Source organism: Reyranella sp. (assembly GCF_030651995.1).
Classification (GTDB): domain Bacteria; phylum Pseudomonadota; class Alphaproteobacteria; order Reyranellales; family Reyranellaceae; genus Reyranella.
The window spans coordinates 143187-163918 of the sequence record NZ_JAUSBN010000054.1; the positions used below are offsets into that span (position 1 = coordinate 143187).

Sequence of the window (20732 nt, forward strand, 5' to 3'; positions counted from 1 at the left end):
GCTGTGCATCAGGCGGGCTTCATCGTACCCAAGTTTGGACTGGAAGCGCTCGGACTCAAGAACCTGAGCAATGTCTACTGGAACCTCCAGGTTCCCGCGCTCTACCAGGAAGCGATTCGCCGGCATGAAGGCGTGGTGGCCGAGGGCGGCGCGCTGGTGGTGCGGACCGGCATCCATACCGGCCGCTCGCCCAACGACAAGTTCATCGTCGAGGACTCCGAGAGCAAGGGCCGCATCGACTGGGGCAAGACCAACAAGCCCATCACGCCCGGCCAGTATCGCGCGCTCTACAACCGCATGATCGCCTACGCGCAGCGCCGCGACCTCTTCGTGCGCGACTGCTGGGCCGGCGCCGATCCCGCGCATCGCATCGGTGTGCGCGTGGTCAACGAGACGGCGTGGCACAACCTCTTCGCCCGCAACATGTTCCTGCGCCCGGCCCGGGAGGAACTCGAGGGCTTCAAGCCGGAATTCACCATCCTGAACCTGCCGGGCTTCCAGGCCGACCCGAAGCTCGACGGCACGGCCTCCGATTGCGCCATCCTGGTGAACTTCACCGAGCGCGTCGTGGCGATCTGCGGCACCTGGTATGCCGGCGAGATCAAGAAGTCGGTGTTCACGATCCTGAACTATCTGCTGCCCGACAAGAACGTCCTGCCGATGCACGCCTCCGCCAACTTGGGTCCGAACGGCGACGTCGCCGTCTTCTTCGGCCTGTCGGGCACCGGAAAGACCACGCTGTCGGCCGATCCGACGCGCACGCTGATCGGCGACGACGAGCATGGCTGGGCCGAGGACAGCCTGTTCAACTTCGAGGGCGGCTGCTACGCGAAGGTCATCAAGCTCAGCCGCGAGGCCGAGCCAGAGATCTATGCGACCACGGGCCGGTTCGGCACGGTGCTCGAGAATGTCGTGATCGATCCGGCGACCGGCCGCCTCGACCTCGACGACGGCGCCTATACCGAGAACACCCGCGCCTGCTACCCGCTTGACTTCATCCCGAACACCTCGACCACCGGTATTGCCGGCACGCCCGAGAACATCGTGATGCTGACGGCCGACGCGTTCGGCGTGCTGCCGCCGATCTCGCGGCTCAGCCCTGAGCAGGCGATGTACCACTTCCTCTCGGGCTACACGGCGCGTGTCGCCGGCACCGAAAAGGGCGTGACCGAGCCGCAGGCGACCTTCTCAACCTGCTTCGGCGCGCCGTTCATGCCGCGCCATCCGACCGTCTACGCCAAGATGCTGGGCGAGAAGATGGCCCGCCAGAACGTGAAATGCTGGCTGGTCAACACCGGCTGGTCGGGCGGCGGCTTCGGCGTGGGCGAGCGCATGTCGATCCGTCACACGCGCGCGATGGTCCGCGCGGCGCTCGACGGCACGCTGGCCTCCGTCTCCTCCTCGGCCGATCCGCACTTCGGCATGCAGGTGCCGAGTGCCTGCCCGGACGTGCCGGGCGAGGTGCTGAACCCGAAGAACACCTGGAAGGACAAGAAGGCCTACGACAGCGCCGCACGCGACGTCGCCCAGCGCTTCGAAAAGAACTTCCAGCAGTTCGAGAGTCACGTCGACGACAAGGTCAACAAGTCGGCCATCCGCGCGGCCGCCTGACCTGACGGGACATCGCTTCCGCGCGGCGGACATCCTATGATGTTCGCCGCGTGAGCCAGATTGTCGAAAAGTCCCCTGCGAAAGGCGCCGTGCGCCGCCCCTGGCGGCTGCCGATGGTTGCCGCGCTGGCGCTCGCCTTCGTTTCGCTCTCGCTGATTTCCGGCGTCGCCTACATCGTCGTGCTGGCCGGCGCGACCGGCACCGCCGAACGATTGCTGGTCGATCGGGCCGCCCGCGTCGTCGATTCCCAGGTGGCGCTGGTCCGCAGCCGCCTCGATCCCGTGAGCGAGCAGCTCGAACTGATCGCCGCCCTCGCCGCCGGGGGCCGCATCGACATCGAATCGCCGGTCGCGGTGCGTGAGCTGCTGGCCGTCATGATGCAGCAGGTACCCGCCGTCTCCGCGGTCGGCTTCGCCACGCTCGATCTCCAACTGCACCGCGCCGTGCGCGAGCCCGACGGCACGATCGAGCGCGAAACGCTCTCGCTCGTCGGCCAGCCGCAGGGCATGGAACGTTTCCGGCAGCTCCAGACGGCGCAAGACACCTTCTGGGGCGCCCTGTTCTGGAGCGAGACGATCAAGCAGCCGGTGGTCAACGTGCGCACGCCGGTGCGACGCATCGACAATGCCTTCATCGGCGGCCTGATCGCCACGGTGGCCGTCGGTGATCTCTCCTATCTCATCGGCGATCCCGTACGGGGCGGCGATGGACGCTATTTCATCCTGGTCGGCCGCGACCATGTGCTGGCCGCGCGCCGGCTGATCGATCCCCGAGGGCTCGGCCTCTCCGAGACGCGGCCCCTGCCCACGATCAAGGAGGTTGACGACCCGGTCCTCGCGAAGATCTGGGATGCGCCCGTGCGGTCGCCGCAGATCGACCGGGCGCTTGGATCGCTCGGCCATGTCGTCGAGGAGGGCGGGCGGCAATGGGTGTTCGTCTATCGCGAGCTCAGGCGGTTCGGGCCCGAGCCGTGGCTGGTCGGGCAGTACTTTCCGATCGAGGATGCGACCGGCGACCTCGACCGGCTGATGAACGGGGCGATCGTCGGCGGCATCACGCTGGCCGTCGCCGCGCTGCTGGCGCTGGTGATGGGGCTCAGCATGGCGCGCTCCATCCGTACCCTGACCTCGGCGGCCGAACTGATCGAGCAGCTCAAGTTCGACGAGCCGTTCCATCGCACGTCGAGGCTGCGCGAGATCGACGACGCCGGCCACAGCCTCGACAAGGCGCGCGGGGCGCTGAAGTGGTTCGGCGCCTATGTACCGCGCCGTCTCGTCTTCGGGCTGATGGAACTGGGCGAGGATGCCGTGGCGTCGCGCCGTCGTGTCGTCACGGTGATGTTCACCGACATCGTGGGCTTCACGCCGCAGGCCGAGGAGCTGCCGGAGCAGGAAACGGCCGACATGCTCAACCATCATTTCGCGCTGCTGGGCACCTGCATCGAGAACGACCAGGGCGTGATCGACAAGTATATCGGCGACTGCGTGATGGCGGTATGGGGCGGCCTCTCGACCATGGAGGACCATGCCGACCATGCGGTCCACGCGGCGCTCGAGATGGGGCGCGTCGTGCACGAAGACAATCTTCAGCGCATCGCGGCCGGCCAGAAGGCCGTCCGCCTGCGCGTCGGCATCCATTCGGGCCCTGTGATCGTGGGCAACATCGGTGCGCCGGGCCGGGTCAACTACACCGTGGTCGGCGACACGGTGAACGTGGCGCAAAGGTTCGAGCAGATGGGCAAGGAATTCATGGGCCCCGACGAGGACGTGATCGTCCTGGTGAGCGGCGACACGATCGCGGCGATGAAGCGTCCCGAGGCGCTGGGCGAACTGCCCAAGCCGGAGCTGCGGCACGTGAAGGGCAGGGACGAGCCGGAGCAGGTGTATCGCCTGCTGTAGCGGGCGCCTCCTGTGACGAGGTGCTGCGCTGGACGGGATATGGTCATCGCCGGTAGTGTGCGGCCGTCCTCTTCTTTGGCATTTCGAAGGAACGAGCCGCACATGGAACGACGCAAACTTCTTGCCTTGTCGACGGCCGCGCTCGCTCTTGCCCCCTTCCATGGACTGCGCGCGCAGGAGTCCAACAAGCCTTTCACGACCGAGCAGCTCGACCAGATGCTGGCGCCCGTCGCCCTCTATCCCGACGCGCTGCTGTCGCAGGTCCTGATGGCGTCGACCTATCCGCTGGAGGTCGTCGAGGCGGCGCGCTGGTCGCAGGCCAACCCGAACCTCAAGGGCGACGCTGCGGTCGCGGCGGTGAAGGACAAGAGCTGGGACGTCAGCGTGAAGTCGCTCGTCGCGTTTCCGCAGACGCTGCAGATGATGAGCAACCAGCTCGACTGGACCCAGAAGCTCGGCGACGCGATGATCGGCCAGCAGAAGGATGTCGCCACGGCCGTCCAGCGCCTGCGCGCCAAGGCACAGGCCACCGGCAACCTGAAGTCGACCCCGCAGCAGACGGTGACGACGCAGTCGAGCGGCGGCGCCAGCGCGATCGTCATCGAGCCGGCCAATCCCGAGCTGCTCTACGTGCCCTACTACAATCCCACCTGGGCCTACGGCCCGTGGCCCTATCCCGCGTATCCGCCACCCTATTATCCGCCGCCGCCGAACTACGGCGCGGCGCTGATGACCGGCATGATGTTCGGGCTGGGCGTCGCCGCGGGTGCCGCGATGTTCGGCGGCTGGCACTGGGGCTATGGCGGAGGTGGCTGGGGCAACAGCTACACGACCGTGAACGTCAACCGGGCGACCAGCATCACCAACAACTTCAACGCCGACCGCTATCGCAACGGCCAGTGGAACCACGATCCGGCGCATCGCGACGGCGTGCCCTACCGCACGCCCGCCGAGCGGCAGGAGTTCGGCCAGCATCGTCCCGATTCGGCGGCACAGCGCCAGCAGTTCCGTGGCCAGCTCGACGGGCGCGGCGCCGAGGGCGTGCAGAATCGCGGCCTCGAGAACAGGCCGGCCGAAAATCGCGGCGTCGAGAGTCGGGCCGGCGGTGAACGCGGGGCATTCGGCGACATCAACCGGGGCGGCAACGGCGCCAGCCGCGACTTTGACCGCGGCAGCCAGTCCTGGGGCAACCGCGGCTCGAGTGGCGGTGGCGATCACTTCGGTGGCGGTGGCGGTGGCAGGTTCGGGGGAGGAGGACGGCGATGAGCGGCACGATGTTCCGGCGCGGTCTCCTGGCCCTCGCCGTCTTCGTCGGCCTGGCCGGCGGCGCGGTCGCCCAGCAGGCGCCCAAGCTTCAGGGATTCCCGACGGCCGAGGCGGCCGCCAACGCGTTCACCGACGCAGTCCGCAAGGGTGACCAGAAGACACTGGCGGCTCTGCTGGGGCCCCAATGGGGCGAGTTCGTCCCGGCGACGTCCGAGCAGCGCCAGGAGCGCCGGAAGGCCTATCTCGCGGCCTGGGACGAAAGCCACGAGGTCAAGGTTTCCGGCGACAAGGCGACCATCATGGCCGGCAAGGCCGGCTGGACGCTGCCGATCCCGCTCGTGAAGGACGGCGCGGAATGGCGCTTCGATCCGGTGGCCGGCTGGCGCGAGATGCGCCTGCGCCAGATCGGCCATGACGAAGCCGCCGTGGTGCAGACGATGCTGGCCATCGTCGATGCCCAGCGCGACTACGCGGCGATGGATCCCATGAAGACCGGATCGCCGGTCTATGCGCGGCGCCTTCTCAGCTCGCCGGGCCGCAAGGACGGGCTCTACTGGGAGGCCAAGCCGGGCGAGCCGCAGAGCCCGCTCGGACCGGCGGTCGCCCGCGCCCAGGTCGACGGCAATGCGCCGGACGGCCATTATGGCTACCACTTCCGGCTGCTCTACGGCCAGGGCCAGGCGGCCCCGGGCGGCGCCCGCGACTACATCGTCAAGGGCCGCATGATCGGCGGATTCGGCGCTATCGCCTGGCCGGTGCGCTACGGCGTGACCGGGGTGATGACCTTCATCGTCGACTACAAGGGCGAGGTCTATCAGCAGGACCTGGGACCCGAGACGGCGCAGCGCGCCGGCATGATCAACATCTTCAATCCTGATAAGGGTTGGGTGAAGGCGGACATGACGCCTCCGTGATGGAGGTGTCGAGGTTAAGGGGAGAGGTGTGATGAAGACGAAGATCCTGACGCTGGTCGTCGCGGCGGGCTTCCTGGGCGGTTGCAACACCAGCAACCTGTCGGATGGCCAGACTGGTGCGCTCGTCGGCGCCGCGGCCGGCACCGGAATCGGCCTCGCGACCGGCGGCAGCTTCGGCGCGGTGGTCGGCGCCGGCCTGATCGGCGGCGCCGTCGGCTATCTTGGCGGCACCGCCATCGGCAACAGCAAGTAAGGGGAGATGCGCATGACCTCCAGGCTTCTCCTCGCGCTGGGTGCCCTTTCGGTCGGAAGTGTCATCGCCGTCTCGGCGCCCGCCCAGGCCCAGATGCCGGCGCTCAACTTCGACCAGGCGGCCTACGTCACTTGCAAGGAAGCGCATGCGATGAATCCGGAAGCCCGCAAGGCGCTGGCCGTGTTCCTCGCCGATCATTCGGCGCGCATGCGCGGCGTGGTGATCCCCGACGGCGATCTCGGCGCCCATCTCGCCCACCTGGTGCGTGGCGGCTGCACCCTCTCGCCGGACGCCTACCTGTTCACGGTGGTCGACCGCGCCATTGTCGCCGAGAGCTCGAAGCTCCCCAAGCGCCGCTAGTTACTTCCAGCTACGGCTTCCAGCGGGTCACGCCAAGAGCTGCCAGCACCAAGCGGGCGGCGTGACCCAGGCGGCAGAGGCGAAGCCCTGCGCGTCGGAAGTCCTTCATCTGGAGCGCCGTCGGATATCCCAGATACTGGCCGTCCGAGAGAAGCTGCGGTTGTCCGGCTGTCCTGTCGGCCGCAAGACGCGCCAGGGCAGTCGGCAGGGCGCGCGCACCGGCCAGGAAGAATTGCGTCGTCAGTTCTCCGACCGAGGTTGCGCCATGGATTGGCACTTCGACCTGGGCAATGACGCGGCCGGTGTCGATTGTGCGATCTTCAATCGCGTGAATCGTGGCGCCTGAAATGCGCTCCTGCCGCGCTTGCGCCCACAGCACGGGGCAGGGGCCGCGCAGGTTGGGAAGCAGGGAGGGATGAACATTCAGCGCGGCCACCCTCGGCAGACCGATCAGAGGTGGCTGCAGGATCTGGTCAAAATTCATGACGACGATGAAATCGGGAGCGCAAGCCTGTACGGCGGCAAGCGTCTCGGCGGAATTGACGTCGGGTGTTTCGACGAACCGCGCATTATGGCGCCGCGCCAGTTCGGGCAAGGTCGCCAGTGCCGGAGGTCGGCGCGTGACCAGCGAAAGCCAGCGCGCGAAATACGCGACGATCGGCACCGATATCAGGTCGAAGCCCAACCAGAGGTTGAGGGGGATGCCATAGCGCCGGAAGCCGGCGGTCGTCTGCTCCCAGAAGGTGCCGTGACGGGAGCCGAACCGCCGCGAGGACAGGACGAGACCTATGTCGTTCCCGAATTCCGCGAACACCGCGTTCAATGCCGGGAGGCAACACAGGCTGTCGATATGGCAAAGTACGATCGTACTCGTCTTTGGCCTGTTCTCCGCAGCGGACGGCATGCGGCCCTACTCCTTCAATATCCGCGCACTCAGCCAGACGGGAAGCAGCGCCGTGAACCACACGCCGAGGGTGAGGCCAAAGGGGAAGGCGATTCTCGGTCTGTTGCGGGCGAGACCCTGCCGGATGATCTGCGAGGCTCGCCCTGCACTCATCGATTTCGGTCTCGGATCGGCGATCGCTTCGGTCATGCGGCTCGTCACATAGCCCGGGCAGACGACGCTTAGCCCGACATTGGCTTTTGCGAGCGGGAAGCGAAGGCTCTCCCCCCAGACGCGTATCGCCGCCTTGCTCGCGTTGTACGAAGCGGAGCGCGGGCGGCCGAAGAAAGCCGCAAGGGACGAGATCACGCCGACTTGTCCTTGGCGCCGCGCCATGAGGCGATCGATCAGCGGCTCGACGGTGTTCAGTACACCCGTGAAATTGACCGCCATGGTCTTGTGAGCCGAATCGAAGGGTTCGATTCCCAGGTTGTTCTGGTCGAGCGAGATCCCGGCATTGGCAACCAGCAGGTCGACGGGATGGGCGTCGTCGAACGCCTTCAACCAGCGCGCCATTGCGGACCGATCGGTGGTGTCGACAGTATCGGCGACCACTGTCGCTCCCTTGGCCCGGCAGGCATCCGCAACCGCATACAGGCGCTTGGCGTTACGGCCCGTCAGGCCAAGAACGACGCCCGGAGCGGCATAGTCGATGGCCAGTGCCTCCCCGATGCCACTCGAAGCACCAGTGATAATGATGTGGCGGAATGTTTTCATGTTGGGGCAAGTGTCCTGAAATGATAGTGACCTTGCGAGTGCTGGACCACGCATTTATGTTGACCGACAGCGCATTGACCGATGGTCGAAAGTCCGGACGTGTCCCGTAGACTGTTGTTCGACGTCACGGGGCTGCTTCACTGGTACGCCTTCTTCTCGAACCCCTCTGGCATCCAAAGGGTGACTGAAAAGCTGTTTTCCTCGACGGCTGTTCAGCGGGACGAGCAGGTGGAGTTCGTGGCGCGGGCGCTTGGCGGCGACGAATTATACAGGGTCGATCGTGGCATATTGTTTGATCTACAGGATCCGCTGCAGCGCCGGGCGGCGATAGCCCGCCTGCGCGCCCTCTTCACGATGACCATGCGACAGGCACGGCCACGGGGGCCGCTGTCGGACATGACCATTATCCATGTTCCCTACTTCCTGCTCGGCCTGACCCGTCTGGCGCCATTGGTCGAGGCCTGGTTCGGCAGGCGATTGCCGACCACCTTGCCGTCTCTGGAGGTCGTGCGGGAGCCCGGGCCGCAGGATGTATTCTTCAACCCGGGGGATCTATGGTGGCAGAATCACTATGCCCCGTTCCTGCTTCGGCTGAAAACCCGCACGGGGGTGAAGGTCGTGCAAATGATCCACGATCTTTTCTTTATTGAACGGCCTGACTGGTTCTCACCAACCTTCGCGCGCACTTTTCCGTCCACCTTTGGCGGGGCTGCCCCTGCCGTCGATCGTTGGCTGACCAATTCGACCTTCGTGAAGGAACAACTCAAGACCTATCTGGAGAGCCACTCGCTGCCTCCGCGAGCTGTCGAGGTGCTTCCCATGGGCTGGGATAGTTTCGCGGTTTCAAGGGGGGAGAATCGCCCCGGCGCGGCGGCGGCGCTCCGGCGCTACGGCATCGTCGGTCAACCATTCATCCTGTTCGTCGGGACCGTCGAGCCGCGCAAGAATCTGGCAACGCTCCTCGATGTCATGGAGGAGCTGCGCCGGGACCTCGGGGAGCGTGTTCCGGAGCTGGTGGTCGTGGGTGGCTACGGGTGGAGCGCGAAGGGTCTTGCGGCGCGCCTGTGGCGCAACCGGCACACGAGGTGGCTGACCACGGTTCGCGACGCCGATCTGTCTGCCATCTATCGCGCCGCGCTCTTCACCGTATCGCCCAGCTATTCCGAGGGATGGGGGCTGCCGGTCCAGGAGAGCATCGCCCATGGCGTGCCCTGTATCGCCTCGACCGGCGGAGCGCTGCGTGAGTCCGGTCGGGGCCTCGCGGTTCATTTCGATCCATTGGATCCGGCGAGTTTGAAGTCTGCGATGGCCCATTGGATCACCGATGGCGCCGCGCTTCAGCGAGAGCGGGAGAGAATTGCCGAGGCCCTGGGCTCGGAGCATTTCCCAACCTGGAACGATGCGGGACAGATGTTGCTGAAGCAGGCGAGCCTGGACGGGAACGGACGCGACCTGTGAGTGCGCGGTTGCTCTACGACCTGACGGGCCTGATCCATTGGTATGCCTACTTCCGGCATCCCGGCGGCGTGCAGAGGGTTATCGAAAAAGTCGCGTCCTCGGATGTCGTCCGCCAATCGTCCGCGGTCGAGTTCGTGGTGCGCATACTCGGCAGCGATCGATTCTACAGGATCGAACCCGAACTGATTGCCAACCTCGGTAGCGGGCGCTCCTCGGCAATATCGCGCCTGCGACGCATCCTGGCGCAGGGATTGAGATTGGCAACGCTCCCGGGAATGCTGTCCGAAGGGCGACATTTCCATCTGCCGTATCTGGCGGCCGGGCTGACCCGGATGGAAGGTCTCATCGAGGCCTGGACGGAAGGAGCCGCGGGACGGTCGTCACCTGCGCTCGATGTCGTTGCGCCGCCCGGCGCGCAGGACACGTTGTTCAATCCCGGCGACCTCTGGTGGCAGAAGAAGTACGTCGCGACGGTCGCCGGCCTGAAGGCGCGAACGGGCGTGCGGATCGTCCAGATGATCCACGATCTTTATCTCATCGAGCGGCCGGAATGGACTCCCGCCGATTCCGTGCGGATTTTTGCCGAGCAGCTCAATGGGATCGCCCCGAGCGTGGATTGCTGGCTGACCAGCTCGCAATTCGTCAAGCAACAGGTGCAACGCTATCTCGCCGATCGGTCGATCCCGGAAAAGCCGATCGCCGTCTTGCCGATGGGCTGGGACAGCTTCCAGCGTTTGCGCGACGCCGGCCATGATCGTCTCTCCGACCGCCTGGTCCTTGGGCGTCACGGGCTGACCGACAAGCCGTTCATGCTGTCGGTCGGCACGATCGAGCCCCGCAAGAATGTCCCGGCGCTGCTCGATGCGGCCGATGGGCTTCGCGCCCGATTTGGCGACGCCATGCCGCGTCTGGTGATCGTCGGCGGCTACGGCTGGAAAGCGGCCGAGGTGCGGGCCCGGCTGGCATCGGGATCCCGCAACGGCACCCTGCTCTGGCTCGAGAATCTCTCCGACGGCGATCTTGGGGTCCTTTACAGGAACGCACTTTTTACGGTCATGCCGAGTCACGGTGAAGGCTGGGGGCTGGCGGTGCAGGAGAGCCTCGCCCTCGGGGTCCCCTGCATCGCCTCGAATGCCGGAGCGACGCGCGAGGCCGGCCTCGATCTCGCAACCTATTTCGATCCCTCGAGTTCCGACGGGTTGACGCGGGCGATGGTCGCCTGGATCTCCGACGCAGAGGCCCTGGCGGCCGCCAGGGACAGGATAGAGCGCGCGCTCGCGACGCGGACGTTTCCGACCTGGAACGACGCGGGAAGCGTGCTGCTCAGGTCAGCTTCACCATGACGTGCTTGGCATAGGCCGGGCGCGTCATGAGCCGCTCGTACCACCTCCGGACGTTCTTCATATCCGGGCGTTCGATTTCCAGCGCATACCAGCGATGGACGAAGCAGCCGACCGGAATGTCGCCCATCGTGAACTGGTCGCCCGCGACGTAGCGCTTGCCCGCGAGCCAGCCGTCGAGCCGGCCGAACAGCTTGCCGGCCTCCGCGGCGGCCTTGCCGATCGCCGCCATGTCGCGCTTCTCCGGCGGCGTGCGGATCAGGCCCCAGAAGGCGATGCGCATCGGCTCGGCGATGGTGCTGAGCTGCCAGTCCATCCAGCGGTCGGCCTCGCTGCGCAGGCCGGGATCGGTGGGCCACAGCGTGCCCGCGGCATGCCTGGCCGCGAGATAGCGCACCGCCGAATTACTCTCCCAGACGATGCGGCCGCCCTCGTCGATGGTCGGCACGACCCCGTTGGGATTCATGTCGAGGTACCATTTCTGGTCGTTGCCGCCGAACGCCCCGCCGACATCCTCGCGCTCGTACTTGAGCCCGCACTCGTCGGCGCACCACAGCACCTTCATCACATTGATCGAATTGGCGCGGCCCCAGATTTTCATAGTGAATTCCTCACTTCATACATCGCTTATCAAATACGACACCTCACCCTGAGGAGCGGCCCAGAGGGCCGCGTCTCGAAGGGTGAGGCTTTCTCTGCTCAGTGCGCCGCCGCCCAGTTGTCGCCGACGCCGGTGTCGACCACCAGCGGCACGGTGAGGGAAGCGGCGCTTTCCATGACCTTGCGGGTCACGTCCTTCGTCTTGTCGAGTTCCTTCTCGGGCACCTCGAACAACAGCTCGTCGTGGACCTGAAGCAGCATCTTCGCGTTGAGCTTCGCGGCGCTCAGCGCACCCGGGAGGCGGATCATCGCGCGCTTGATGATGTCGGCGCCGCCGCCCTGAAGCGGCGCGTTGATCGCCGCGCGTTCGGCGAAGGCGCGCATGCCCTGGCTCTTGTCGTGGATGAAGCGCAGGTGGATCTTGCGGCCGAACGGCGTCAGCACATAGCCGTGCTTGCGCGCGAAGTCCTTGGTCCGTTCCATGTAGTCGCGGATACCGGGATAGCGCTGGAAGTATTTGGCGATGTATTCCTTGGCTTCCTGCTGGCCGATGCCCAGCTGGTTGGCGAGGCCGAAGGCCGAGATGCCGTAGATGATGCCGAAGTTGATCGCCTTGGCGCGCCGCCGCACCAGCGGGTCCATGCCCTTCACCGGCACGCCGAACATGTCGGAGGCGGTGATGGCGTGGATGTCGTCGCCGCGCGCGAAGGCCTCCTTCAGGGAGGGAATGTCGGCGACATGCGCCAGCAGGCGCAGCTCGATCTGCGAATAGTCGGCGCTCAGGAGCTTGTAGCCCGTCTCGGCGATGAAGGCCTGGCGGATCTTGCGGCCTTCCTCGCTGCGCACCGGAATGTTCTGCAGGTTGGGGTCGGTCGAGGCGAGCCGTCCCGTGGCGGCGCCGGTCATGTGATACGAGGTGTGGACGCGGCCGGTCTTGGCATCGACCTGGCGCACCAGCGCGTCGGTGTAGGTCCCTTTGAGCTTGGCGAGCTGGCGGTGCTCCAGGATCTTCACCGGCAACGGATGGCCCTGCGCGGCGAGGTCTTCCAGCACCGACGCGTCGGTCGCCCACGAGCCGTTCTTGTTGCGCTTGCCGCCGGGCAGCTTCTGTTCGTCGAACAGGATTTCGCCCAGCTGCTTGGGTGAGCCGACATTGAACTCGCGGCCGGCGATCTTGTGGATCTCGCCCTCGAGTTCGGCCAGCCGCTTCTCGAAGTCGGCGCTCAGTCCCTTGAGCTTCAGCGCATCGACCTTGATGCCCGCGCTCTCCATCGACAGCAGGACCGGGATCAGCGGCCGCTCGATCGTCTCGTACATCGAGGTGACGCGCTCAGGCACGAGCCGCGGCTTGAGGCGTGCCCAGAGCTGCATGGTGACGTCGGCATCCTCGGCGGCATAGTCGCGCGCCTTGTCGAGCGGCACCTTGTCGAAGGTCACCTGCTTGGAACCACTGCCCGCCACGTCGGAGAACTTGATGGTCTTCTGGCCAAGATGGAGCTCGGCCAGCTCGTCCATGCCGTGGTTGTTCCTGCCGGCGTCGAGGACGAACGAGATCAGCATCGTGTCGTCGACCGGGCCGATCTCGACGCCATGCCGGCGGAACACCGCCATGTCGTACTTGATGTTCTGGCCGACCTTCAGCACCGATGGGTCTTCCAGGAGCGGCTTCAGCTTTTCGATCGCGGTCTTGATGGGGATCTGTCCCTCCAGCAGCTTGCCGGCATCCTTGTCGCCGCCGTCACCCAGGAGATCGAGGGCGCCCTGCGCGGCCGCGCCGGGGACGCGATGCATCAGCGGCAGGTAGGCGGCGCGCCGGCGCGTCGAGTTGACGTCGCCCCAAGGGCCTTCAAGCAGGGCCAGCGAAACGCCGACCAGGCCGGCATTGTTGGAATCGAGCCCGTCGGTCTCGCAGTCGAAGGCCACGGTGCCGGCCCGAGTCGCCTCGGCGATCCATTCGTCGAGCAGCTTCTCGTCCTGGATCATCTCGTAGTCGGCGGCCGTGAAGTCCCGGTTGGGCTTCTTCGTCGAGGAGGCGCCCGGGGCCGGCGTGGGGTCGGCCTTCTTCACCGGCGCGGGCTCGCCTGACGGCGCGACCGGCGCCGTCGCCTCGCCCAGTTCGCTGGTGAATCGCTGCAGCAGGGTCCTGAAGCCCTGCTGCTCCAGCCAGGGGAGGAGCACGTTGGGATCGGGTTTGCGCTTGTCGAAGGCCTCGGGCTCGGCCAGGGTCGGCACGTCGTCGCGCAAGGTCACGAGCTGTTTGGAGATGCGGATCAGCTCGGCATTGTTCTCCAGCGATTCGCGCCGCTTGGGCTGCTTGATCTCCTTGGTGCGCTCCAGTAGCGCCTCGAGCGAGCCGTACTCGTTGATCAGCTGGGCGGCGGTCTTGATGCCGATGCCCGGCGCGCCCGGCACGTTGTCGGTCGAATCGCCGGCCAGCGCCTGCACGTCGACGACCTTGTCCGGCGTCACGCCGAACTTCTCGAACACTGCCTCGGCCCCGAGCTTGATCTTCTTGATCGGGTCCATCAGCTCGACGCCCGGCCGTACCAGCTGCATCAGGTCCTTGTCGGAGGAGACGATGGTGCAGGTGCCGCCGGCCTCGACGGCCATGCGGGCGTAGGTGGCGATCAGGTCGTCGGCCTCGTAGCCCTCGAGTTCGCACACCGTGACGTTGAAGGCGCGGGCGGCCTCGCGGATCAGCGGGAATTGCGGGATCAGGTCCTCCGGCGGATCGGGCCGGTTGGCCTTGTACTTGTCGTAGATCTGGTTGCGGAAGGTGACGCTGCCGGCGTCGAGGATCATCGCGATATGGTCGATCTCGGGATTGTCCAGCAGGTCCGCGACCAGCATGCGGCAGAAGCCGAACACCGCGTTGATCGGCGTCCCGTCGGGCCGGTTCATCGGCGGCAGGGCGTGGTAGGCACGGAACAGATAGCCCGAGCCGTCGATCAGGTAGAGGTGGCGGAGCGGCTTGTCGCCATCCGCCGGTGTCATCTCGGGAGCCTTGGATTTCGCCATGCCCAAGGCCTAGCACGCTGGACTGTGCGGCGGGAGATGGGGCCGTGATAGGATCGGTGCATGACGATCATCCTGTCCGAGAACTTCCGCGCGCTGTTCTACGCTCCCTTCTATGCCGCCCATGCAAGCGGTGCCTTCGCCCGGGCCGGTGTCGAGGTCGAGTTGCGGCCCTCGTCCGACCCGCTGGAGGCCGCCCGGGCGCTGCGCGCCGGGGAGGTCGACGTGATGTGGGGCGGGCCGCTGCGCGTCCTGATCGCGCGCGACAAGAACCCGGCCTCGGACCTGGTCTGCTTCTGCGACGTGGTGGCGCGCGATCCGTTCTTCGTGGTCGGTGCGACTCCGCGCCCGGATTTCAAGTTCGCCGATCTCCTGTCGGTGAAGCTGGCGACGGTGTCGGAAGTGCCGACGCCCTGGGTTTGCCTGCAGGACGACCTGTTCCGCGCCGGCGTCGATCCCTCGAAGGTCGACCGGATCACCGACAAGAGCATGGGTGAGAACGAGACGGCGTTGCGTGAAGGCAGGGTCGATGCCGTGCAGGTGTTCCAGCCCTACGCCGAGAATCTCGTTTCCACCGGCGCCGGTTATATCTGGAGCGCCGCCGCGGATCGCGGCCTTACCGCCTACACGACCCTGGTGACGCGGCGCGGCGTGCTCGAAGGCCGCGCCGAAGAGCTGGCGCGCATGATCCGCGGCATGGATGCGACCCTGAAATGGTTCGCCGTCACCCCGTCGCTCGAGATCGTGGACGTCGTGCAGTCGTTCTTTCCCGACGTTCCGCGCGACCTGTTCGCCGCCTGCATCGACCGTTATCGCGCGCTCGAACTGTGGGGCCGCGATCCGGTCATCCGGCGCGCAGGCTATGACCGGCTGCACGCCGCCATGCGCTCGTCGGGAATCCTGTCGCGCGACATCGCCTTCGAGGATGTCGTCGACACCAGGCTGGCCACGCGCGCGATCGGCTGAAGCCAATCGGCAGTTCAAAAGGGGAGATCGAAATGGCGCTGTACGAGCTCAGGACCTACACGCTCTACGTCGGCAAGATGGGCGAAGCCGTGAAGCTCTATCAGGAGTTCGGCTTCCCGGCGCTCGACAAGGGCGGTCACGCGAAGAACCTCGTCGGCTACTTCCAGGGCGACACCGGCACGATCAACCAACTCGTGCATCTCTGGAAGTTCGAGGACGATGCCCACCGGCGCCGTCACTGGGCCGCCGTCTTCGCCGACCCCGCCTTCATGGACGGCTTCGCGGTCAAATTTCGTCCCCTGGTGATGAGCCAGGAGGTGAAGCTGCTGAACGCGGCGCCCTGGGGTCCGCACCCCTGAGCGACAGCCTTCAGGCTTGCCGTCTGCGAGGCATTCGCAAGAACCGCGACGTTCCGGGACTTGCGATGAGCGGGGCGTCGGACTATCAGCATCCCGTCATCGGGGAGTAGCCGGCCTCACCCCAGAGGCGGATGTGTCAACAGACTTGGGTCCTTCGGGAACCATGGCCCATCCGGCGACCGACGGTCCAGCGGACCGCGCTTGGCGAGACCTTTGGCTTTCCAGTGTCTTTACCCGCGGGATCGGGCGGCACCGGGAGCCATAGGTTCGTGCTCGGTCCCGCTGTGTGATCCGTCTTGGAAGCCTTCCTTGTTTCAACAGGACTCGTTGCTGTCGCCGAGATCGGGGACAAGACGCAACTCCTGGCGATGATTCTCGCCACCCGCTATCGCCGACCCGTTCCCATCATCCTGGGCATCCTGGTCGCGACGCTGGCCAACCACGCGCTCGCCGCCTGGGCCGGCGCCGCCGTCGCCGCCTGGCTGGGGCCCGACGCGATGCGCTGGATCCTCGGTGTCCTGTTCCTCGCCATGGCGGTGTGGTGCCTGATTCCCGACAAGGCCGACGAAGGGCCGAAGGTCGCAGGCGCCGCCGGTGCGTTCATCGCCACCGCCATCGCCTTCTTCCTGGTCGAGATCGGCGACAAGACCCAGATCGCGACCGTGGCGCTCTCGGCGCGCTTCAACGATCTGGTCGCCGTCACGGCCGGCACGACGTTCGGCATGATGATCGCCAACGTGCCCGCGGTGCTGTTCGGCGACGTGCTGTCGCGCAAGGTGCCGCTGAAGCTCGTGCGCTCGCTGGCGGCGGCTTCCTTCGTCGTGCTGGGCCTGCTCGCGCTGCTCAAGCTCGACATGGGCCTGATGGGCGGCTGACCCTCGGAGGCCGGGCCGGCGTTACGCCACTCCGTTGGACAGCCGGCCCAGTCCGTCGATCTCGATCGTGACGCGGTCGCCGCGCTTCAGGAACTTCGGCGGCGTGAAGCCGATGCCGACGCCGACCGGCGTGCCGGTGGCGATGACGTCGCCTGGCTGGAGCGTGATGCCGGCGGAGATCGTCTCGATCAGCGTGGGGATGTCGAAGATGAGGTCGCGCGTGTTGGCGTCCTGGCGCAACTCGTCGTTCACCCAGCACTTGACGCCGAGGTTCTCCGGATCGACCTCGTCGGACGTCACCAGCCACGGGCCCATCGGGCAGAACGTGTCGAGCGACTTGCCGAGGAACCACTGCTTGTGCTTGCCCTGCAGGTCGCGCGCGGTCACGTCGTTGATGATCGTGTAGCCGCAGATGTGGCCGTAGGCATCGCCCTTTGAGATGCCGCGGCCGCCCTTGCCGATGACCAGGCCGAGCTCGGCCTCGTAGTCCACCGAGTCGCTGACGCCCTCGGGATAGCGGATGTCGGTGCCGTCGGCGATCACGCACTCGGGCGCCTTGGTGAAGACGATCGGCGCGGTCGGGATGGCGTCGGCCGCGGAGCTGGCGCTGCTGTCGAAGCCGCTGCGCGTGAACTCCTTCGCATGCTCGTGATAGTTCTTGCCGACGCACATGACGTTGCGTGCCGGGCGCGGGATCGGCGCCTCGATCTTGACGGCCGACAGCGGAAGGCCCGCGCCGGTCGGTTTGATACTCGACCTGATCGCGTCGAGCTCGCCCACGATGGCGCCGAGGGTCGGAACGACACGCCCCAGCATCTCCTCGAGCGGCCAGAAGGTCTTGCCATCCGGGCTCACGAGCGCGGCCTTCGAGACGCCGCCGTGCGTGATCGTGGCGAGCTTCATTGCGGCTTCGCCGGCTCGGCGGCGTTGCCCCAGCCTTTCTTCTCGGCGTCGAAAAAGGAGGCGAAGACCTTGCGGATGGTGCTCTCGCCGATGTCGCGCGTGATGAACACGACGCGGCTCTTGCGGTCGTCGCCTTCCGGCCAGGCGTCGAGCGTGGCGGGCGGATGGAAGACGTGCTGCACGCCGTGGATCACCACGGGCTTGTCGGTGTCCTTCACGTTCAGGATGCCCTTCATGCGCAGCAGGTCGGGGCCGCGATAGGTCACCAGCGCGTCGAAGGCCGCAGCCACCGTGGACCAGCTCATCGGCTCGTCGAAGGTCATGCAGAAGGAGCGGATACGGTCGTCGTGGCGGTTGACGTCGTGCGGGTCCTGCTCGCCGTGAGCGTGCCCATGATCTTTGTCGTGGGAATGGCCATGATCGTGACCATGGTCGTGTCCGTGGTGGTGATGGCCGTGCCCGTGGTCGTGGCTGCCTTCATAGGCCTCGGCCTGCAGCCACTTCTTCACGTCGGCGCTCTTGGTCTCGGGATTGTAGAGGCCGGCATTGAGGATCTGGTTGGGATCGATCTCGCCCGTCGCGACCGTGTGGAACGGTGCGCCGGGATTGAGGTGGTGCAGCCGGTGCTTCAGTTCGGCGAGCTTGGGCGCATCGGCAATGTCGACCTTGGTCAGCAGGATCCGGTCGGCGACGGCAGCCTGCTTCACGGCCTCCTCGTGATTGTCGAGCGTGCTCGCGCCGTTCACGCCGTCGACGGTCGTCACCACGCCGTCGAGGCGGTAGCGCGAGGCCAGCAGCGGATCGGTCATCAGCGTGTGCAGGATGGGGGCGGGGTCGGCGAGGCCCGTGGTCTCGACCACCATGCGCTTGAAGGGCGAGACCTCGCCGCGCGACCGCTTGAGGAACAGCTCGCTCATGGTGCGCACCAGGTCGCCGCGCACCGTGCAGCACAGGCAGCCCGAGTTCAGGGTCACCATGCCTTCGTCGTCGGACTTCTCGACCAGGAGGTGGTCGAGGCCGATCTCGCCGAACTCGTTGATGATGACGGCGGTGTCGGCCAGCTCGGGCCGGCGCAGCAGCTTGTTGAGCAGGGTGGTCTTGCCGCTGCCGAGGAAGCCCGTCAGCACGGTGACGGGGATGCGCTGCTCGGCAGCGTTCTGCGGGTCGCTCATCTGAATATCCTGTGTTCGGGGATCACGCCCGCCAGAAGCGCTCGACCTTCCTGAACTCCTTCCAGGTCCGCTCCAGCTTGCGACGGCGGCGCTTCTCGCCGCTTGACGCTTGCCTCGCGAGAACCTTGAGGGCCGAGGCCGTGTCCTCGGAGGGACGGGAGGCCGTCGCGATATCGGCCAGCATGCGGGCCGCCGTCGCGCGATCGTTCAAGGCGCCGAGCGCGCCCTGAAGGCGCACCGTTGCCTCGATATAGGGCTTGGCCACGGGCGAGGCAAAGGCGGGGCTGAGATAGATCGCTGCATAGCGGAGTTTCTTGATGCCGATGCGAAGGCGGTGAAGCTGTTCCTCGCTCAGTTTGTCCAGCAGCCGGCCGCGGCGGACCACCTTGGAGTGGCGGGTATCGAGGACGTGACGGCCGAACTCGTCGAGCCGCAGCGCGCCCCTGTCGTCCATCGAGGCCGGCTCGGCGGCGAAGGCCGCGAGTCGCTGGTCGAACGCCTCATACCGGGCGCTCCCCAGGGCAGCCCGGGCGCGTTCCAGGTGGCTTGCGGCCAGTCTCGCGCCAACCCGCTTCACGACCGGCGACACGCCGGTCACGCTCTCCGTCAGGAATACATGCAGGTCGCGTGCGGGGCCGCATTCGCCTGCCAGCCACCTGGCCTCGGCTGAAAGGGCACGGACTTCCGGGTTGTCGACTGCAGGGCGAAATACACTGAAGGCGGCCCGCAGGCGGCGCAGCGCCACGCGGGCCTGGTGGATGCCGATGGGCCTGCGGCTCTGGAGGACGATGTTCCGATACTTCGAGAGATCGGCCCGGCAGGAGGCGGCGATCGTCCGAAGCGCCACCTCGGGAGGGGTTTCAGGGGCAGGTTTTCGCCCGGAAGCTGACATTGCATACGACCGTAGCGCCGCGCGGCGAGGGGGCAACCGTAAAGAGCGACAGTCTGGTGAAGGTTTTGTTGCATCCGCGAGACGCTGGACCGTCCGGTTTCACTGGAATTCACCGGGTTTCAGCGGCCAGCCCCCTCTTTGGAGGCGTCTGTTACGCCGTCTTTGCAGTGGCGGCGGCAGGCCGGCGTGGCCTAGAGTCGCCGCCATGAGTATCGATGCGGCGGCCTTCAAGAAGGGCATGCGCCACCTGGCGGCGAGCGTAACCCTGATCACCACGAAAGTTCAGGACCAGCGTGGCGGGCTCACCGCCACGGCGGTCTGTTCGGTTTCGGCCGAACCCCCGCAGATCCTGGTCTGCGTCAACAAATCCGCAAGCGCCCACGATCCGATCGGCGAGGCGGGCTTCTTCTGCGTCAACATCCTCTGCCCGGAGCATCGCAAGCTCGCCGAGCGTTTCGCCGGGATGGACGGCACCGAGGGCGACGAACGGTTCCGGGACATGGGCGAGTGGACGACGCTCACCACCGGTGCGCCCGTGCTGAAGGGATGTCCCGTGTCCTTCGACTGCAAGCTGGTCACCGAACTCTCGGCCGGCACGCACACGATCTACATCGGCGAGATCGTCGACGTGGCCTTGCACGAAACCGCCCTGCCGCTTCTCTATGCCGATGGAACTTTCGTTCATGGCGAGGCGCTGAAGAAGGCTGCACAGGCGGCCTGACGAAGGCGGGGTTGCGCCCCGGCGCCAACCCACTATGTTCCCGCCCGCCCGAACGGGCGCCTGCTGGGGCGTCGCCAAGCGGTAAGGCAGAGGATTTTGATTCCTCCATTCCCAGGTTCGAATCCTGGCGCCCCAGCCAGCCACCCCCGAGTTGGGCGGCCATGCCAGAGACACCTCGGCAAAAGTCGCTAACGCCGGGCCTTTTGCCGGCTATGGTGAAACCAGAGACCGGCCTTTTTTCTGAAATTCTGAGCAAATTGCCGGTTTTGGCCCGAGTGTCTCTGGGGCGCCCAGATGGTGGTCTCACTCCATGTTGCGTCTTGCCAAGAACATGGTCGCCGCCACAACCGAAGGGGCCAGATACGGCATCTTGAGACAGAATGACGCGGTGGGCCGACGTCAGAACGAGGTGAGCTGCTGATCCCAGTCGGTGGGAATGCCTCGATTCAGGCGGGCCATCAGGCCGCCG

At 66.2% G+C, this 20732-nt stretch carries 19 protein-coding genes, 1 tRNA gene and 1 riboswitch; of the genes, 13 read left to right on the forward strand and 7 right to left on the reverse strand.

The features are described 5' to 3' along the window. Positions 1-3 precede the first annotated feature (3 nt). The 6 genes from Q7V45_RS16695 (at position 4) to Q7V45_RS16720 (ending at position 6302) form a co-directional block, all read left to right on the forward strand. On the forward strand, positions 4-1611 hold the full coding sequence (locus Q7V45_RS16695) for a phosphoenolpyruvate carboxykinase (protein ID WP_304854057.1): 1608 nt from the start codon (positions 4-6) through the stop codon (positions 1609-1611). Positions 1612-1661: 50 nt separating this feature from the next. Further along, a complete protein-coding gene (locus Q7V45_RS16700; RefSeq protein WP_304854059.1) occupies positions 1662-3509 on the forward strand; it encodes an adenylate/guanylate cyclase domain-containing protein in 1848 nt (615 codons plus the stop codon). A gap of 102 nt (positions 3510-3611) precedes the next feature. Next, positions 3612-4775, forward strand: coding sequence for a DUF3300 domain-containing protein (locus Q7V45_RS16705; RefSeq protein WP_304854061.1), 1164 nt, complete (start codon positions 3612-3614; stop codon positions 4773-4775). Further along, positions 4772-5689, forward strand: a complete 918-nt coding sequence (locus Q7V45_RS16710; RefSeq protein WP_304854063.1) for a DUF2950 domain-containing protein — start codon at positions 4772-4774, stop codon at positions 5687-5689. Before Q7V45_RS16705 ends, Q7V45_RS16710 begins: the two co-directional genes overlap by 4 nt. A 31-nt stretch (positions 5690-5720) precedes the next feature. Next, positions 5721-5942, forward strand: coding sequence for a bacteriocin (locus tag Q7V45_RS16715; protein ID WP_304854065.1), 222 nt, complete (start codon positions 5721-5723; stop codon positions 5940-5942). Positions 5943-5954: 12 nt separating this feature from the next. Then, the gene (locus Q7V45_RS16720) at positions 5955-6302 is read left to right on the forward strand and encodes a hypothetical protein (RefSeq protein ID WP_304854067.1); all 348 of its coding nucleotides are present in this window, start codon (positions 5955-5957) and stop codon (positions 6300-6302) included. 10 nt (positions 6303-6312) lie between these two features. Here Q7V45_RS16720 and Q7V45_RS16725 read toward each other — a convergent pair whose 3' ends face one another. Together Q7V45_RS16725 and Q7V45_RS16730 are read right to left on the reverse strand one after the other, a co-directional pair. Continuing rightward, on the reverse strand, positions 6313-6987 hold the full coding sequence (locus tag Q7V45_RS16725; RefSeq protein ID WP_304854069.1) for a formyltransferase family protein: 675 nt from the start codon (positions 6985-6987) through the stop codon (positions 6313-6315). Positions 6988-7212: 225 nt separating this feature from the next. Continuing rightward, positions 7213-7962, reverse strand: coding sequence for an SDR family oxidoreductase (locus Q7V45_RS16730; RefSeq protein WP_304854071.1), 750 nt, complete (start codon positions 7960-7962; stop codon positions 7213-7215). A 114-nt stretch (positions 7963-8076) separates the two neighbouring features. Here Q7V45_RS16730 and Q7V45_RS16735 point away from each other — a divergent pair, with 114 nt between their 5' ends. Together Q7V45_RS16735 and Q7V45_RS16740 are read left to right on the forward strand one after the other, a co-directional pair. Then, entirely contained in the window at positions 8077-9420 is a 1344-nt protein-coding gene (locus Q7V45_RS16735) for a glycosyltransferase family 1 protein (protein WP_304854073.1), read from the forward strand. After that, positions 9417-10763 (forward strand): glycosyltransferase family 1 protein, encoded by a 1347-nt coding sequence (locus Q7V45_RS16740; protein ID WP_304854075.1) that lies wholly within the window; start codon positions 9417-9419, stop codon positions 10761-10763. The genes Q7V45_RS16735 and Q7V45_RS16740 overlap by 4 nt, the downstream gene beginning before the upstream one ends. Here Q7V45_RS16740 and Q7V45_RS16745 read toward each other — a convergent pair. Then, positions 10744-11361, reverse strand: coding sequence for a glutathione S-transferase family protein (locus Q7V45_RS16745; RefSeq protein WP_304854078.1), 618 nt, complete (start codon positions 11359-11361; stop codon positions 10744-10746). The genes Q7V45_RS16740 and Q7V45_RS16745 overlap by 20 nt on opposite strands. Before the next feature lie 98 nt (positions 11362-11459). Further along, entirely contained in the window at positions 11460-14378 is a 2919-nt protein-coding gene (polA, locus tag Q7V45_RS16750) for a DNA polymerase I (protein WP_304854079.1), read from the reverse strand. Positions 14379-14438: 60 nt separating this feature from the next. Here polA and Q7V45_RS16755 point away from each other — a divergent pair, with 60 nt between their 5' ends. The 3 genes from Q7V45_RS16755 to Q7V45_RS16765 all read left to right on the forward strand — a co-directional run bounded on the left by Q7V45_RS16755 (position 14439) and on the right by Q7V45_RS16765 (position 16575). Further along, the gene (locus tag Q7V45_RS16755; RefSeq protein WP_304854081.1) at positions 14439-15341 is read left to right on the forward strand and encodes an ABC transporter substrate-binding protein; all 903 of its coding nucleotides are present in this window, start codon (positions 14439-14441) and stop codon (positions 15339-15341) included. A 32-nt stretch (positions 15342-15373) separates the two neighbouring features. Next, positions 15374-15700, forward strand: coding sequence for an NIPSNAP family protein (locus tag Q7V45_RS16760; RefSeq protein WP_304854083.1), 327 nt, complete (start codon positions 15374-15376; stop codon positions 15698-15700). Between the two features lie 89 nt (positions 15701-15789). After that, a riboswitch (yybP-ykoY riboswitch) is annotated at positions 15790-15932 on the forward strand. A gap of 64 nt (positions 15933-15996) precedes the next feature. Continuing rightward, on the forward strand, positions 15997-16575 hold the full coding sequence (locus tag Q7V45_RS16765; RefSeq protein ID WP_304854085.1) for a TMEM165/GDT1 family protein: 579 nt from the start codon (positions 15997-15999) through the stop codon (positions 16573-16575). 21 nt (positions 16576-16596) lie between these two features. Here Q7V45_RS16765 and Q7V45_RS16770 read toward each other — a convergent pair whose 3' ends face one another. From Q7V45_RS16770 to Q7V45_RS16780, 3 genes are read right to left on the reverse strand one after another with little or no spacing between them, the layout of a single operon-like run. Further along, entirely contained in the window at positions 16597-17478 is an 882-nt protein-coding gene (locus Q7V45_RS16770; RefSeq protein WP_304854087.1) for a fumarylacetoacetate hydrolase family protein, read from the reverse strand. After that, positions 17475-18650, reverse strand: coding sequence for a GTP-binding protein (locus Q7V45_RS16775; RefSeq protein WP_304854090.1), 1176 nt, complete (start codon positions 18648-18650; stop codon positions 17475-17477). The genes Q7V45_RS16770 and Q7V45_RS16775 overlap by 4 nt, the downstream gene beginning before the upstream one ends. A gap of 22 nt (positions 18651-18672) precedes the next feature. Further along, on the reverse strand, positions 18673-19497 hold the full coding sequence (locus Q7V45_RS16780) for a CHAD domain-containing protein (protein ID WP_304854092.1): 825 nt from the start codon (positions 19495-19497) through the stop codon (positions 18673-18675). A 250-nt stretch (positions 19498-19747) separates the two neighbouring features. Between Q7V45_RS16780 and Q7V45_RS16785 the strand changes: the two genes are divergently transcribed. Continuing rightward, positions 19748-20263: a flavin reductase family protein gene (locus Q7V45_RS16785; protein ID WP_304854094.1), complete on the forward strand. Its 516-nt coding sequence runs from the start codon at positions 19748-19750 to the stop codon at positions 20261-20263. Positions 20264-20327: 64 nt separating this feature from the next. Further along, a tRNA-Gln gene (locus Q7V45_RS16790) sits at positions 20328-20402 on the forward strand. The last annotated feature ends 330 nt before the right edge of the window (positions 20403-20732 follow it).